At 54.6% G+C, this 15950-nt stretch carries 10 protein-coding genes and 5 pseudogenes; 4 read left to right on the top strand and 11 right to left on the bottom strand.

What is annotated here, in order from left to right; genetic code table 11:
• Nucleotides 1-12: 12 nt before the first annotated feature.
• Nucleotides 13-1014, bottom strand: a pseudogene (gene tnpC, locus D8780_RS03375) (IS66 family transposase); the annotation flags it as partial.
• Here tnpC and D8780_RS03370 point away from each other — a divergent pair.
• A pseudogene (locus tag D8780_RS03370) lies at nt 1007-1357 on the top strand (integrase core domain-containing protein); the annotation flags it as partial. The pseudogenes tnpC and D8780_RS03370 overlap by 8 nt on opposite strands.
• A 125-nt stretch (nt 1358-1482) precedes the next feature.
• Here D8780_RS03370 and tnpB read toward each other — a convergent pair.
• From tnpB to D8780_RS03335, 7 genes and pseudogenes are all read right to left on the bottom strand, one after another.
• Nucleotides 1483-1782 (bottom strand): annotated as a pseudogene (tnpB, locus tag D8780_RS15990) (IS66 family insertion sequence element accessory protein TnpB); the annotation flags it as partial.
• On the bottom strand, nt 1779-1982 hold the full coding sequence (locus D8780_RS15880) for a hypothetical protein (RefSeq protein ID WP_245412244.1): 204 nt from the start codon (nt 1980-1982) through the stop codon (nt 1779-1781). The pseudogene tnpB and the gene D8780_RS15880, both read right to left, overlap by 4 nt.
• The gene (locus D8780_RS15875) at nt 1963-2202 is read right to left on the bottom strand and encodes a transposase (RefSeq protein ID WP_245412373.1); all 240 of its coding nucleotides are present in this window, start codon (nt 2200-2202) and stop codon (nt 1963-1965) included. The genes D8780_RS15880 and D8780_RS15875 overlap by 20 nt, the downstream gene beginning before the upstream one ends.
• Before the next feature lie 285 nt (nt 2203-2487).
• Nucleotides 2488-3765, bottom strand: a complete 1278-nt coding sequence (locus tag D8780_RS03350; RefSeq protein ID WP_121644354.1) for a glycosyltransferase family 4 protein — start codon at nt 3763-3765, stop codon at nt 2488-2490.
• Between the two features lie 3 nt (nt 3766-3768).
• Nucleotides 3769-4923: a non-hydrolyzing UDP-N-acetylglucosamine 2-epimerase gene (wecB, locus tag D8780_RS03345; RefSeq protein WP_121644353.1), complete on the bottom strand. Its 1155-nt coding sequence runs from the start codon at nt 4921-4923 to the stop codon at nt 3769-3771.
• Nucleotides 4920-6056, bottom strand: a complete 1137-nt coding sequence (locus tag D8780_RS03340; RefSeq protein WP_199699546.1) for a polysaccharide biosynthesis C-terminal domain-containing protein — start codon at nt 6054-6056, stop codon at nt 4920-4922. Before D8780_RS03340 ends, wecB begins: the two co-directional genes overlap by 4 nt.
• Nucleotides 6053-7066 (bottom strand): polysaccharide biosynthesis protein, encoded by a 1014-nt coding sequence (locus tag D8780_RS03335; RefSeq protein WP_121644352.1) that lies wholly within the window; start codon nt 7064-7066, stop codon nt 6053-6055. Before D8780_RS03335 ends, D8780_RS03340 begins: the two co-directional genes overlap by 4 nt.
• A gap of 1570 nt (nt 7067-8636) precedes the next feature.
• Here D8780_RS03335 and D8780_RS03325 point away from each other — a divergent pair.
• Nucleotides 8637-9524, top strand: a pseudogene (locus D8780_RS03325) (IS3 family transposase); the annotation flags it as partial.
• A gap of 158 nt (nt 9525-9682) precedes the next feature.
• Here the strand turns inward: D8780_RS03325 and D8780_RS03315 are convergent.
• Both D8780_RS03315 and D8780_RS03310 read right to left on the bottom strand, forming a co-directional pair.
• On the bottom strand, nt 9683-10858 hold the full coding sequence (locus D8780_RS03315; protein ID WP_121644348.1) for a glycosyltransferase family 4 protein: 1176 nt from the start codon (nt 10856-10858) through the stop codon (nt 9683-9685).
• Between the two features lie 30 nt (nt 10859-10888).
• Nucleotides 10889-12040, bottom strand: coding sequence for a polysaccharide pyruvyl transferase family protein (locus D8780_RS03310; protein ID WP_147440276.1), 1152 nt, complete (start codon nt 12038-12040; stop codon nt 10889-10891).
• 440 nt (nt 12041-12480) lie between these two features.
• Here D8780_RS03310 and D8780_RS03305 point away from each other — a divergent pair, with 440 nt between their 5' ends.
• Nucleotides 12481-13428: a hypothetical protein gene (locus tag D8780_RS03305; protein WP_121644346.1), complete on the top strand. Its 948-nt coding sequence runs from the start codon at nt 12481-12483 to the stop codon at nt 13426-13428.
• Nucleotides 13429-13591: 163 nt separating this feature from the next.
• Nucleotides 13592-14400: pseudogene (locus D8780_RS03300) on the top strand (IS3 family transposase); the annotation flags it as partial.
• Between the two features lie 236 nt (nt 14401-14636).
• Here the strand turns inward: D8780_RS03300 and D8780_RS03295 are convergent.
• Nucleotides 14637-15875 (bottom strand): IS110 family RNA-guided transposase, encoded by a 1239-nt coding sequence (locus D8780_RS03295; RefSeq protein WP_121644345.1) that lies wholly within the window; start codon nt 15873-15875, stop codon nt 14637-14639.
• Nucleotides 15876-15950 lie beyond the last annotated feature (75 nt).

The raw sequence follows: 15950 nt of genomic DNA, 5'->3' as shown, positions 1-15950 counted from the left end.
GAAGCGTCGTCCTCACGCCACGGCGGCGAGATCGGCTTCGGGCTTGAAGGTCCACGGCATGAGGTCGTCGATCTCGCTGTTGGGATGGCCATCGACGATGAGGGTGATGACGGCGCTGAGATAGACGTACGGATCGATGTCGTTCAGCTTGCAGGTCTCGATGAGCGAGGCGATCACGGCCCAGTGCCGGGCGCCACCGTCGTAGCCCGCGAATAGCGCATCTTTGCGCGTCAGCGCCAGCGGGCGGATCGAGCGCTCGACGGTGTCGCTGTCGATCTCGATCGTTCCGTCACCGGCGAACCGGCAAAGTCCCTCCCATCGCGACAGGGCATAGCGTATCGCCTCGGCGAGCTTCGTCTTCTGGCTGATCGGGGCGAGCTTCTCGCGCAGGAAGGCTTCGAGCGCGTCGAGAAGTAGACGGCTCGTCACCTGCCGAACTTTCCGACGCTCGTCATGAGACCGGCCGCGGATGGTGGTCTCGACCTGATAGAGAGCGGCGATGCACTTCAACGCCTCCGTCGCGATCGGCGCAGGTCCATTGGAGGTGAGTTCATAGAATCGCAGACGGACATGCGCCCAACAGAAGGCAAGATGCATTTGTCCCTTCTCGGCGAGTACCTTGTAGCCGCCATAGCCGTAGACCTGAAGGACACCGTTAAAGCCCTGCAGATGCTCGGCGGAGCGCAACGCCGTTCGGTCCGGTGCATAGACATAGGCGACCGCCGGCGGATCATCGCCGCTGAAGGGACGATCGTCGCGGGCATAGTCGAAGAGCTGGCCGGTCTTGGTGCGGCCACGTCCGGGATCGAGAACCGGCGCAGTCGTTTCGTCAGCCAATGACTTGGTCGACGCCTTAAGGTGACCGAGCAGCCGCTCGTGGACCGGTCGGAGCAGTAAGACCGCTCGTCCCGCCCAGTCTGCGAGCGTCGATCGGTCGAGACGGACGCCTTGACGGGCATAGATCTGCGCCTGAAGATGAAGCGGCAGGTGATCGGCGTATTTGGAGACCAGCACCTGGGTGCTCGCATGGTGCGGCGAGATCGGCGTCGAGTGGCATTACATCGCTCCCGGAAGGCCGATGCAGAATGGCTATGTCGAGAGTTTCAACGGCCGCATGCGCGACGAACTCCTCAACGAGACCCTGTTCCTCAGCATGGCACACGCGCGGGTCGAGATCGCAGCTTGGGTTGAAGACTACAACCGGGAGCGTCCACACTCCTCTCTCGGCTACGCAACACCGGCGGCATTCGCCGCCGAACTCGATCAGCAATGGCCTGCTTCGCTACGCCCTACGGGCTCCGCTACGCAGCCCATTGCTTCAGCCGCGCTGATGCGCAAAACAAAGGCCCGGCTCTAATCCCAGCTGGAGGCAAGCTGGGGGTCACGTCAATGACGCTGCAATTCCCTGATGATCTGGGCAAGCCGCTCGGACCGCACACGCTCTGCGATCAGCATCACCTTCAGCGTGCCGGGATCGTCGGGAAGGGCTTCGATAGCGGTGGAGACCTGCGCGGCCGTCAGCCTAATGACGCCGTCCGTGATCGCCGGCCACTTGAAACCGCCGTCCTCGAGTTGCTTTGCAATAAGAACCAGCCCGGTGCCGTCCCAGAAGATCAGCTTGATCCGATCGGCGCCTTTGGCCCGGAAGACGTAGACCGTTCCGCCGAACGGGTCGGCCGCAATCTTCTCGCGCACCAGCGCGGCGAGACCTTCGGCCCCGTTGCGGAAGTCGACAGGCTTCGTCGCCACCATGACGCGGACGGCGCCACTCGGACCGATCACGCGCTACCCTTCAACGCATCGATCACCGCCGCATTCGTTCTGGCGTCGGTCCCCTTGGCGATCTTCACCGAGACCCCGTCGATCTCCAGTTCAACCGCGGGGATCGTCTTGCCGGACGAGCGTGACCGCTTCCGCTTCGCGCGAGCCTTCTTCTCGATGACCGCCGGTACGAACGCCGGTTCAGTCGGGGTTGCATCCAACTTCGCAAGAGCCGTCTCTCGCAATTTGCGCCGCCAAGTGAAGAGTTGCGAGTAGCTCCAGCCCATGGCGCCGAGCAACGGCGCAGACGCTCTCCAGGCCGGAATAGCTCTCCGCGACAATCGCCACCTTCTCTTCGTCGCTCCAGTCTCGTCGTCGACCCGCGCCTGTGAAGACCTCGAACCGTCGAACTGGCTTCGTGCCAGCATCAGCATATGACATCGACATGGCTCCAAGCCCTCCACTCGTCCGAAAGGCACGGAAACTCGCCGGCTACGCCGCCACAAACAAGGGGGTGACGGCGACGCTTACGATAGGCGTCACGGAAGCAGCGTTCTACCGCTCGAAGTCTATGCCTGGATGGCTGTCAAAGAACAAGCGCCTGAAAGAGATTGAGGACCAGAACGGTAAGCTCAAGCGGCTGGGCGTGCATCTTTAAGACCAACTCGCTCGAAGCTATCCTGCCTATGGCCACTATTGCTGCGATCATCGGCCTCTGGCTGTGATCTAGTCCCGACCATGGCGATAATCAAATGTACTTAGCTGGGTTATCCTATCAAATATCTCTGAAAATTGCCGAAGGCCTCGCTCCATGGAAAGTTCGCGCTCGTAATAAACACGGCCGCGTTCTCCCATCGCCTCTCTTTCGTCCGAACTCATGTGCGCGAGCCTCCTCACGGCCTTCGCCATAGCTTCCGGATCCTCTGGGCGAATGCAAAGCCCAGCATCAGCCCTTTCGATCAGGCAAGCCGCCTCCCCCAGAACAGCCATAATAATTGGCTTTCCGGCATATAGATACGCCTGCGTCTTTGATGGCAGCGTGATTTGGAAAAGGGGCTCGTCGCGCAAATGAACCAAAAGCGCGTCTGCGGCGTCAAGATACGCGGGAACATCGCGCGCCGAGACGCGCGGAAGGAAAACGACATTCTCAAGCCCCAGCTCACCTGCCCGCTTCTCCAGCTTATCTTTGCTGACACCGTCACCGAGAAAACAGAAGGTCGCGAGTGTAGGCTGTCCGTTGCGTTGCAATATTTCGGCCGCACCGAGAACGGAGTCCAGCGCCTGCGCAGGTCCAAGATTGCCAGCATACAATAATTTCAGACCAGGAGCTGTTGTCAGGCGGGCGATGCCTTCAGGCGGATTATCAGGCAGCCGGTGTTCGTTACACCAGCCGATGATCGTCTTCATTTTCTCCTGTGGTACCCCGCGTTCCAGCAGTTTCGTGCCAAAACCTTCGGTATGCAGGATGATAAATTGAACATTTCGATACATCCAGCTCGCCGCATGATCGATCCACCTCAGGATTCGCGGACTGGAAATCATACCGGTTGCGGGAAGGGTATCTGGCCATAGATCGTGAATGTCGACAATAACTGGTCGGCCGTGCAGCCAACGCGATGCCGCCGCCGCCAGTCCTACGGTCAAGGGCGGATGATAGACATATATAAGGTTGGCTCGCCTGGCTGCGAAACACAGATAGAGAAAAGCGCTACAAAAGAAGCTGAGATAATTCGCGATCCGGCCCACTTTTCCGGCATTGTGACTCGGGTACATGGCGAGCCTCGTGATGCGAATGCCGTTTTCGACGCTGCGCTGCCACGGCCAGATCCGGTAGCCATCATATAATCTGCCGCCTGGATAATTTGGGAAACCAGTGACCACCTCAACGTCGTAGCCCATCTCTCGAACGGCCTCGGCGAAGGCCTGCCCCTTATAAGCCGGCTCCGGATCATAGAACTGGGTGAGAAATATCAGGCGCGGTCGTTCTGTCGGTGAATCGATCATGCGTTACTGGAGGTCGTTGGACCGGATCCCATCCCAGGCATTAGAAAGTTTGGCGGTACCAAGAATGAGTGACACCACTCTTTCGGATGTGTTGGTGATGCAGTAATCAGCCGGCACCGGTTTCGACGCGCCATTCTCACACCGTTCAGCAAGAAAACGGGTCGATGCCTCAATTCCGTTCATGATCGTTGCCGCGTCTAGTCCGGTCAGCGTTATACATCCGACATCGAGCGCCTCTGGTCTTTCGATCGCGTCGCGGGGTGTGATTGCCGCAAAACCGAGAATCGAACTTTCTTCCGCGATTGTACCGCTATCCGAGATTGCACAGAAAGACTGCATTTGCAGCTTGTTGTAGTCACTGAAACCGAAGGGTTGCATCCACCGAATTCTCGGATCGAACATCGCGTTTGCCAGTGCATCCAGTCTCTTGCGGGTACGGGGATGAGTGGAGACGATGACAGGCATGTCGTAGCGCTCTGCAATCTGATTAAGCGCTTCGGTAAGTTGTGTTAATCGGGCGGCGCTGTCGACATTTTCTTCGCGGTGTAAGGACACAATGAAGTAGCCTTGGTCGCTAAGACCGAGTTGGGTCAGCACGTCGGATGCTTTGATCTGATACCGATACTGATTCAGAACCTCCCGCATGGGCGAGCCTGTTAGATAGATGCGCCGGTGTTCGATGCCTTCCGAAAGAAGGTGCCGCCGAGCATGTTCGGTGTAGACCAAATTGAAGTCGGCAACATGATCGACAAGCTTGCGGTTGGTTTCCTCGGGGACGTTTCGATCAAATGACCGATTGCCAGCCTCCATGTGATAGACGGGGATTTTCAGCCTTCGCGCAATGATAGCCGAAATCGCGGAGTTCGTGTCGCCAAGAATCAGAACTGCATCTGGACGTTCGGCAACGAGCACCTTTTCCGTCTCAATCAGGATATTACCCAGCGTCTCTCCCAAGGTGCCGCCGCCGGTGCCCAGGAAGTAATCGGGTTTTCGCAGTCCCAGATCCTCAAAGAACACGTCATTGAGCGAATGGTCCCAGTTCTGCCCGGTATGAACCAGTTTGTGATCGGTATAATCCTCCAGCCGGGCCAAGACCCTCGCCAGTCTGATAATTTCCGGCCGTGTCCCCAGAATGGTCATGACTTTCAGACGTGTCATAAGTGCACCTTGTCGGCATAAGTATCGGGATGGGCGGGATCGAAGAGGCTGTTGGTCCAGAACATGGTGATTAAAGGCTGATCGCCGACATTTTCTATGGAATGGGTGTGGAGGGTCGGCATGTCCACTGCAGAGGGCGTCTCCCCAGAGACCCTGTACTCCCAGATTTCGTCAGATAACACTTTGCGAATTCGAATGACGGCTTCACCTTGCAAGACAACAAATCGCTCCACCTTGTCGAGATGGAAGTGATCACCACGCGTGATGCCAGGCTCGGTGGTCGAGAGGAACGTCTGGCCTCCGCCGCCCCCCTTCACGGCCTCGAACAGCGTACCCCTACCATCGCGGTTTAACTTGAGCGCGCGAGGGAAAAACTGCGGATAAAGACTAGATCGGTAGGAGTTGAAGAGTGCCGCATCAAACTCGTCGCTGAGATTGGGATAAACGTTGGTTTGGTAGTCGGCATGAAAACGGCTCAAAATCTCGAACAATTCCGTCACAGCTATATCGCGGGAGGCAGGACGCAAATCCCCCGTGCGGCGTTCTAGCACCGCGTTGATTGACGCCTGAGCGGCCGCTCCCGCATGAAGCAAAGATACCCGCCCGTGCGGGCTGATGTCGGGGGGGGCGCCTTCAATGACCGCCTCGATAAAGGTGGCGGTGACGTTGTTGTAGCGCGGGCGCGCGCCTTCACCAAAAATGTGCGGCAGCAGGATGTTTGTATAAGGCCCGCCGAGGCTAGAAAGAATGTCGCCAGCCTGCCGTTTGGAGCGGCCATAGATCGTATCGCTGTCCGCATGTATCGAGTTGGCATAGACAATATGAGGGTACACCCCCGCTGCTTTGCATCCGTCGATCAGCCTTTTGGCGATCGCAGAATTGGCAGCCTTGAGTGTTTCGTCAGGAGCGCGGTTGACGCCAGCGAAATGAAGCACCGCATCAGCTCCTTTCAAGGCATCGTGAAGGAACGTATCGCTTTCGAAAAAGGCATGATCCAGCCGAACAAGCTCGAACGGCTCATTTCGCTTCTCAAACCGCGCCGCGCAATTGGCTGCGTGCAGACGCACAGCTACGTGCCAACCGATCAGCCCACCAGCCCCTGTCACGACCACCTTCATTGCCTTCCGGCTCATGTCTGGAGTTCTGCCCGGATCTCCGGCAGAGAGAGAAGCAGTTCCTTGACTCCGTTTAGATCGAGTCGTTCCGTGTTGTGCGAATGATAATCGTCATGACTGATCGTTTCGTGCTCACCCTCGCTGAAATAGGCCTTATAGTTAAGATCGCGCTCATCCATACGGATGCGGAAGTAATCGCCCATATCTTCTGATTGGGACAGCTCCTGAGCGGTCGCGAGCGTTTCATAGAGCTTTTCCGCATGCCGCCATCCGATCGACTCGATTGGGTGGTCCGGCACCCCGAACAACTCCACCAGTGCCCTTGCGAGATCCGATATGGTCGAGGCGGCCGCCTTGCGAATAAATAGATCGCCTTGCTGTGCGTGATCGAACGCGTGGTGAACCAGAGCTACCGAGTCACGCAACGGCATGAGAAAACGGGTCATTTTTGGCTCAGTGATCGTAATCGGCAGCCCTGCCTTGATCTGCTTGATAAAAAGCGGAATGACCGAACCGCGCGAGTACATAACATTGCCATAACGTACCATCGAGACGGTCGTGTTAGCATCGGAACCAAGAGAGCGCGCCAAGGCCTGAGCCAGCTTTTCCATCATCGCCTTCGACATACCCATCGCATTCACAGGCAGGACAGCCTTGTCGGTCGACAGACAAACAACCGACCGAACCTTTGCTGCGGCGGCTGAGCGGATCACGTTCTCGGAGCCTAAGATATTGGTGCGAACTGCCTCCATCGGGAAGAACTCGCAGGACGGCACCTGCTTCAGTGCCGCAGCGTGAAAGACGCAATCGACTCCTGCCATGGCACGGTCCAAGCTTTCGCGATCGCGAATATCTCCTATGAAGTACTGAACGTTCGGGCTGCGAAGCGAGTTACGGAGCGCGTCCTGCTTTTCCTCGTCACGGCTGAAGATTCTCACCTCTGGGACACTCTTGCCGAGAAGATCGTTCAGCATTGTTTTGCCAAACGATCCGGTACCGCCGGTTATAAGCACACGTTCGCGACGCATTAAAGCCCTATCAACAATCTCGTGATCCAAAATGCTGGCGATGACTAACGCGAGCGCACTAGATTTGCAATTATTCCAATAAATGCGCTTTCGGATTGCAGCGTTCGGATCAGGAAGTTAATTCCGAACGTTCTCGTAAACGATCGCCGGCTTATTCTCCACCGGGACGACCGCTCATTATTATCATCGTATGCCCGACAACGCATAAATTTATAGGAATTTCGTTGAAACGCCTCACATTTACGATTGTCGGATTTCAAGGTTTTTGGGCAGTTTCTCAAGCTTTGATCATCCTCGCCGTTAGTCGTCTCGGTGGCCTGGAGTACGTCGGCTTCTTGGTGCTCGGACTAGCGATCTTTACCCCAATCTGTCTTGCCACCGGCTTCAATCTACGGTCCCAACTCGCGATAGATAACGAAGGCAAAATTGACATCTGGAGTGCGATTACGGCTCGGACAATTTCTGTAACAATTTCGTTATTGGTCACGTCTCTTACCTTACTTATTTTGGCAGACGGTAACCATCGCTTGTGGCTCGTAAGTACGCTGCTGGTAGCCTCTCGATGCGCCGATCAGATAGCAGACGTGGCGACCGGCTATTATCAACGGGCAGACACTCCCCTTAGAATAGGCTACTCGCTGACAGGGCGGGCGATAGCGTCGATAATGCCGCTAGTTACGACAGCTTCTTTAGGTGGAAGCATGATAGCAGCCGCGTCTACTACACTCGTTGCTACTGTCTCAGTTGTCCTACTCATCGATGTAATTCCAATACTGCGAACTACAGGTAGTGCAAGGACTGCTCGGAAACCTTTCTTGTCGGGTGTAACACTCCACTCGGCGCCTTACCCGTTCTTTGACGCTATGTTCATGAACAGTTTACGCTACATGGCGCTCGCATTCCTTGGCACCGATGCTCTTGGTCAACTAGGAATTGTGCAGTCACTTTACGCACCAATTCAACTAATTCTCACGGCCACCGGCTATACATATCTTACGTCGGCAAGATCTTTAGTCGCCGAGGGCGATAGAATTGGTCTTGCCCATCACATTCGCAGAGGTATATTGTATGGTATCGTCGGCAGCAGCCTTTTCGTGACAGCGGCCATATCAGTTCCGCCAACACTCCTCGGCGCAGCCTTTTTAATAGAACCATCTTCCTTACATCACACTCTCATCGTCTTCGCGTTCGCCGTGTTTCCCTTACCGTGCGGGAGTTTCATCGCTTCCAATCGAATGGCCAACCATCAGCATGGCCTAATGACCGCGTCTGTTCTGATCCCGAGCGCTTTCCTAGGAATTTTCTTTCTCTGGGCGTCATTTCAGCCCTCAGATATGATTACCATCGAGATTATCTTCGCTGCATTTTTCGTTTGTTCAACCTGTCGGGTAGCGATCCTTCTTGCGAGAAGATTCGAGATTGATAGGTCAATGTAACGCCAAGTCGTGGGTTTAATCAGCGTGGAGTGTGACGTGACCCCCAGCTGGAGGCAAGCTGGGGGTCACGTCAGGGGAACTGGCCGTCGCCAACGATGCTTCGCAGAGCCGCGTGTCTCTGCTTCGATGTCACGAAAGCTCAAGCCCTGGGGCGTGAAGTGAGACGCGGCATGGTCGAGCCAGCTCATACCTTCCTGTCGATCGGCAAGCAGTGTGCGCTGCTGTCGATCTCGCGTTCGTCGTTCTATTACACGCCCAAGGGCGAGACCGAGATGAATCTCACCCTGATGCGCCAGATCGACGAGCAGTTCCTGGAGACGCCGTTCTTCGGTGTGCGGCAGATGACCTGGCATCTGAAGAACGAAGGCCATCCGGTGAACGAGAAGCGCATTTACCGACTGATGCGGCTCATGGGGCTGATGCCGATTTACCAGAAGCCCAACACATCAAGACCGGCGAAGGGGCACAAGATCTGGCCGTACTTGCTAAAGGGGCTGCGCGTGGACCGACCGAACCAAGTCTGGGCTGCGGACATTACGTATCTGCCGATGCACCGCGGTTTCCTCTATCTGGTCGCGATCATCGACTGGTTCACCCGCAAGGTTCTGGCTTGGCGTATCTCCAACACGCTGGAAGCAGACTTCTGCGTCGAGGCGTTGAACGAGGCCACCCACAAGTTCGGCGGCGCCGAGATCACGAACACCGATCAGGGATCGCAGTTCACGTCCTTCGCGTGGACGGATCAGTTGCGCCGAATCGGTGTCCGCATCTCGATGGACGGCAAAGGCCGGTTCCTCGACAACATCTTCGTCGAGCGGCTGTGGCGCACGCTCAAATACGAGTGCGTCTATCTGCATGCCTGAGAGACCGGATCGCAGGCCTGGGCCGGCATTCGAAAATGGATGGAGTTCTACAACCGGAAACGACCGCACTCAGCCCTTGGCGGCAAACCGCCTGCCGTGATCTATTGGCAGGTAATCGATCAAAACCAACCCGATCAGCAGGTGCAGAGCGTAGCTTAATTTACGCCGAAATCTGTCCAGCGATTGGAGAGTAGCTCAATCCGCCGAGAACAATCCCGGCGGATGCATACCGGAAGCTCACATCACGCTTGGATGAGAAACCGAGGAAGCGTCAAATCAACCAGCGGATTCTCGCAGAGACTGGAGGGAAGTGGTGTCTAGGCCAGCACGGAAACACCTGCCGCGGAGTAGAGCATATTGCGATTTGCAACCCTATCGCTGGCTTCTTTTTCGGAATTATTACCTAAAGCGTTTGCGGCTCTGCGCATCGAATTCCGCTGCTCCGCCTCCATATTCGCAAAGGCTTCGATCCAAGCGGCGAAATCATGCGGTGCCTGAAGCGACAAATCGGCTCCTGCGTTTTTCGCGGCCAAATCGCGCCAAGGAGTTTGGTCGCTAATAAGAATCGGAAGTCCCGCCGACAAAGCCTCCCGAATAACATGTCCGTAATTTTCGCCCAGCGTAGGAAAAAAAAAGAAGTCATAACGAGAGAGGATTCTGTTTACTTCGTCAGGACGGACCGAACCTTGAAAGTTTACGGCCACATTCGACGGCAAGGTTTCAATCAACTTTTTGCACCGTGACCAGTAGCCTTTATCTTCAATAACTCCATATATATCAAATATAATTGAAGAATTTACATTCTTCAATATCTCGAGCGCCCCTAACAAATTCTTCTTAGGGCTAATGCGCGAAAGAAACACTGCCCGAAGAGAAGTTCCAGCACCCTTCTCAACACTACTATATAAAAGTGAGGAACTTTGCTCAGATAGATCCGATGCTATTAATACCTCCATATCACCCAACTCTCGGCGAATATCATTGCCTTCGTGCTCCGAAGATGCCTGAAACGTAATTTTGTCAAACAAATTTAGCAGCAACGCTACGCGCAAGAAAAAGCGTTTCTTAAACGACTTAAGTTGCAATGCTCCGGAAGACAACTCTCCTCGCGGCGCCAGCAAGACTGGAGCTTTGGTTATCCGGCCAAAACGTCTTAATATCAATGGTCGTAGCGTGTCGACGACGCTGAATAAGCTGTTCATATAAATTAAATCGATGTGCATACCATCAAGCTTTTCGTTAAGCATTCGCCAACCCGCCGATCCGGGCGAGCGGTAGAAAACGTTCGCCTTACCGCAGCGGATCCAGGTGTTGACTTCTAAATGGGGGTAGGGTGCCGCATCCCCTAAATCGCGGTCGGATGTCACGATCCAAAAATCGAACTCGTCACCCAGTTGGTCGACCATATTGACCAAGGTGCGGATAGGCCCACCAGCTTTGAAGCCAGGCAGGTAGTTGCCTATGAATACAAGAACCGTCAATTTCGTACTCACACCGTACTCCGGCGTTTTTGTGATTGAAATTCAAGCGTCGACGAATGCAGCTTTCAACACCTGCTCTCCGCCAAGTTCAGCGTTAGCCGAGAATTGTTGAGCCATAGAAAACGACTTCTCAAACTGGCTTTCCACAATATCATGAAAATTCAGCGCTTCCAAATCTTCAGTATTAGTATAGGGCATGCTCAACTCGTCAAATACAGACCGCATTTTCAAGTTAGTCGCAATACCATATGCGGGGACTCCTTGTGCGACTGCGATGATGGCCGGATGCATTCTCGTAGTTAGAAGAAGTGATGCTGAACTTAATAAACTGGCGACCTCATTCGTGTCGATGGGGTTGGGAGGGAGCCATTCAAAACCAGGGATGGTTCCCCAGTCGACCATCTCGCGAACCTTCAGATCATAACCCGGTCGGATCTCCGAATGCCAGCCTTTAACTTCATAGCCCAGCTGTGCAGCTTCTTCGCATAGCTCAACCATTTTACGCAATCCTTGTTGCGGCTTGATGATACTAGGCGAAACGATCAACCTTTTATTTCGGGTGAAATTTAATTCTGTCGATCGCGTGACATCATCGGAAAGAAAATTCGCAAGCATGAAGACAGCATCTTTGCTATGCAATATTCGGCAACTTTTGCCTGCGAGCATCGAACATGCATGATCGTAGGATTTGCCGTCCCGTAGAATCAGAGTAACATTGTCGCTTCCCAGATAGTGGCGAGCCATAAGTCGCGCCAAAGGCGACAGCGGCCAATCCATTCCAACTGACCAAGCAATGAACGGAACATTAAGCGCCTTGGCTACACGGGCCATATGGCACACTCGCGAAAACATGCCGAAAAACGGATTCGGCACAGGATGCTCTTGGAGCTGCTGCCCTCCCCCTACAATGATCGCATCGAACTCGCCGATTGCTTTTAAGACGCTGGTACTCAGTGTTTTGAAGTCGAGGATAGGTAGCGTTGGGAGACCAATGGATTTCTCGATATAGTCCGGGTTAAGGCAGGAAATGGTTACATCGATTCCTGCCTTTGTAAGAAAGCTCGACATGCAATAAGCAATCGCGTTGTCACCGAGATTGGCATAGCCATAAGGACCATCCAGCAGGACACGACGCTTTCTAGCCAGATTATTGCGCAACATCATTATCAACCACATAAAACGGTTCTGGATCACTGTAGGTTATATACTAGTCTACCAGCTCGAGCGTAGTGCCATCCGCATTTATGATTTAGAATCGGACCCGCATTAAAGGAGCAGTGTCATTTCTGCTACCTTGATTGCGATCGGCGAGCTCGGTTCCCGAGGGTGGAAAATCGCCTAACTGCATCGGCACTATTGAATGATTTATGCTCATCGCCAAACTTTCAGCAATATTGGGATTATAATGAGTATCCTCTTGCGCATTTCAGCTATATATAATCGCCATGCCTTTTGAATAGACCCCACGGCTATGTATATCTAGTATATACATCTATATTCGATTGCGGCATCGAGAATCCAATCGTTCAATCCACTATTTATTAATGGCAAGCGTTGTTGACATGCCTCGATCTAAATCGAATTATCACTTTCACAGTCGTGAATATTTTGTTCTTCGAGATCAAAGGCAATATATGTACAAGCGTCTTTTATTATACGCTTTGATTTTAGCCGTAGGCTATTACGCTTCAGTAATCTTGCTTGAGCATTATACGGAGGGCGACCAACGCTTCTATCGGGCGTTTTATGACTCTTTGCCCGGGCATGCCGGATCGGCAATCGCCGCGCTTCAAAAGGAATACACGGGAAGTTCAGAACCTCTTTTTGGATCGCTTATGTGGTTAGGATCGTCCTATTTAGGTCTTGAAAAGACTACTTACATCTCACTATTCAACTCGGCTTTTGCCTTTAGTTTATATTTGTTCTGCCATCGCGCTGGGCTTCAATGGTATGTATATCCATTAATATTTACGAACTACTATTTCCTCGTTTTAATTACGTCAGCCGAGCGTTTGAAATTCGGATTTCTTTTTGCGATACTTGCAGCTCTTGCTGAGAGGAAATGGATTCGATATCTGCTTATGGCATCATCTACGCTTCTTCATTTTCAGATGATCATTATCTACACATCTCTCGCCTTTAAATGGGCCAATCGCATTTTTTCGGAAGGCATTACGCCTCGAATGATATTGGCGATAGCATTTGGTAGCATTGTAGTAGCATTCTTAAGTGTAAATTTTTCCGGCGCGTTAATTGAAAAGGCTAGTTATTATTCGGGTAGTGGTATTGGAGAGATCGTACAATTGCTTGCGCTTACATGCGTAGGGATGATTATCACCAGAGACCGAGTACAACTTCTGGTCATGATGACCCCGATCACAGTAGCAGCTTTTGTCCTCGGCGCTGAAACGCGACTAAACATGGTGGGGGTAATCGTGGTGCTGTTTCAACTCATTCTGGAGCGTCGCGCCAACCACCCTTTCTTCCTAATCGTCTTGAGTTATTTGAGTTTTAAGTCGATTGGCTACTTGCATAATTTGTGGCTGTATGGAGATGGGTTCGCGATCAGCATTTTACGATGAAGTGTACGTGACGTGACCCCCAGCGTTTCTCAAGCCAATTTGAGCCCGTCCGTGTTTTGGCATGTGGTGAACAGTCAAAACGACGGGCGGCGTAGTGTGACGTGACCCCCTGATTTTCCTCCAGTCTTGATTAGAGTCCGGCCCTGACAGAAGGACGGAAGAGATGAAGAGAACGAGGTTCACCGAGGAGCGGATCATCGGCGTGTTGAAGGAGGCGGAAGCCGGCGCGAAGACTGCTGATCTCGCTCGCCGACACGGTGTGTCCGAAGCGACGATCTACAACTGGAAGTCAAAGTATGGCGGGCTGGAGGTATCCGAGGCCCGACGGTTGAAGGAGCTCGAAGGCGAGAACGCCAAGCTCAAGCGGTTGCTGGCTGATGCGATGCTTGATCAGGCTGCGCTGAAGGACCTTCTGGCAAAAAAGTTCTGACGCCCGCTGCCAAACGGGAAGCTGTCGCTCATCTCCAGATCTGCCACGGGATGAGCGAGCGGCGGGCGTGCCATGTCCTCGGTGCCGATCGCAAGAGCGTGCGCTACCGTTCCACACGGGGCGATGACGTCGATCTGCGTGAGAAGCTGCGCGAGTTGGCCAACCAGCGTCGCCGGTTCGGCTATCGGCGTCTTCACATTCTGCTCCGCCGGGAGGGCGTGATGATCAACCGGAAGAAGACCCAGCGGCTCTACAAGGAGGAGGGGTTGGCGGTCAGGCGGCGGCGCAGTCGCAGGCGTGCCGTAGGAACGAGGGCACCAGTCCCCGTCCTCGCCCTGCCAAACCAGCGCTGGAGCCTGGACTTCGTTCACGACCAAATGGCCTCCGGTCGACGGTTTCGGGTGCTCAACGTGGTCGACGACGTGACGAGGGAGTGCCTGGCAGCGGTGCCGGACACATCCATCTCCGGTCGTCGCGTCGTGCGCGAGCTGAGCGAACTGGTCGCCAGGCGAGGCAAGCCCGGCATGATCGTCAGCGACAACGTCCTATGTCGGGAAATTCTGGCTGCTTAGGTCAGCAGGTCCTGTGGCATCCGGCCGACCGGATGCCCTGATAAGGTTGCCCAGACGGGCTCTGCCGTCAAAAAATGATCTCATCCATAGCAAACACAGGGTACGCGCGATGGCGGCCCTCACCGTCCTTAATACGAGATCCCAAATCCCAAGCAGAAGGCCCGAACATTATCTACGAGGTCAGAGAACTGCCTCCACGGCACTGGTCAGAGAGAGGTCCTTCCGCCTGGGCTCACCCCCTCGAAGAAGGGGCGATAGGGTTCGCCGTGATTGACCACGGCGTGTACGGTGCGCGCCATCTTGGCCGCGATCGCGGTGTAGGCCTTGCGGCGCAGATGAGCGTTGTGTCGGTCCTTCGAGATGTAGCGTTCGAACTTGTCCCGGAAGCTGTTGGTTCGCTTAAGGACGGCCGTTTGGCCAGCCATCCAGAGCGTGCGGCGCAGCCGGGCATTGCCGTACTTCGAGATCCGGCGCTGACCGCGGAACATGCCGGACTGGACCGTGGCAAGGTCCATGCCGCAGAACTTCAGGAACTGCCTATGATGCCGAAAGCGGCGGAGGTCACCGGCCTCCGCCAAGATAGTCATGGCATTGATCGGGCCGATGCCAGGAATGGTTGTCAGCAGCTTATAGTCCGGCAGATCGGAGAGAAACTCGACCGCCCGGGCTTCGATCTCGTTGCGCTGGCGGACAAGACTTCTGCCTTCGGCAAGGACGAGGCGGAACATGCGGACGGCGTCGGAATCCGGACTAACGGGCAACCCGACAGAGTCGACCGCCGTGGCGTAAATATCTGAAAGCAGGCGTTCTTTGGAAACCTTCCTGCCCACCACCTGCCAGGCATCTTCGATGAAAGCTTCCTGGCTCATGGCCGTGATCATCGTCGGTGTCGAGTACTTCTCGAGAAACGCCAAGAACCAGTCGGTCCGGGAGCTTCGATGAAACCGTTCGGCCTCGGGGAAATAGAGCGGCAGGTAATGCGTCAGGATGCGGTGCCAGAGCTCGGTCTTCGAACGTGAGACGATCTCGTGCGTCTTCGACAGCTCTTGGATGTCTGCGGTCCCAACGACCACCGGGTCATGAAAGAACTGCACGGCGCCGATCTCCAGCATGTGCAGGATGACTTGCGCGTCCTTCGGGTCGTTCTTGTCCCAGCTGTTGTGCAAAGCCTCGCGTGTCCGGGCGAGACCGACGGAGGAGATGAGCTTGAAGTCGAACCCGGCCTGTCCAAGATGATACACCAGCGGCCTGTGATAGTTGCCGGTCGCTTCGAACCCAATTCGAACTGGCAGGTCGTAGCTGGACAGCACCGCAGACAAGCGCTGGAAGTCTTCCAACGAGTTCATGATCGTTATGCGGCGACGGCGCTTCTTGCCCGGAACCCCGATGAGCACCTCGTGGCGGTGCTTGGAAATGTCGATGGCAACCAGGACGGTCGAAGCGATAGAATGGGTAGCGGTCGTAGCCGGTCTCCTCAGCGGTGTGGTTGTGCAAAACCACTGTTGAGACCCGAGACCCGG

The organism is Notoacmeibacter ruber (assembly GCF_003668555.1).
GTDB lineage: Bacteria > Pseudomonadota > Alphaproteobacteria > Rhizobiales > Rhizobiaceae > Notoacmeibacter > Notoacmeibacter ruber.
The sequence above is the reverse complement of the archived record's forward strand: the minus strand, read 5'-3'. Positions and strand labels throughout refer to the sequence as shown.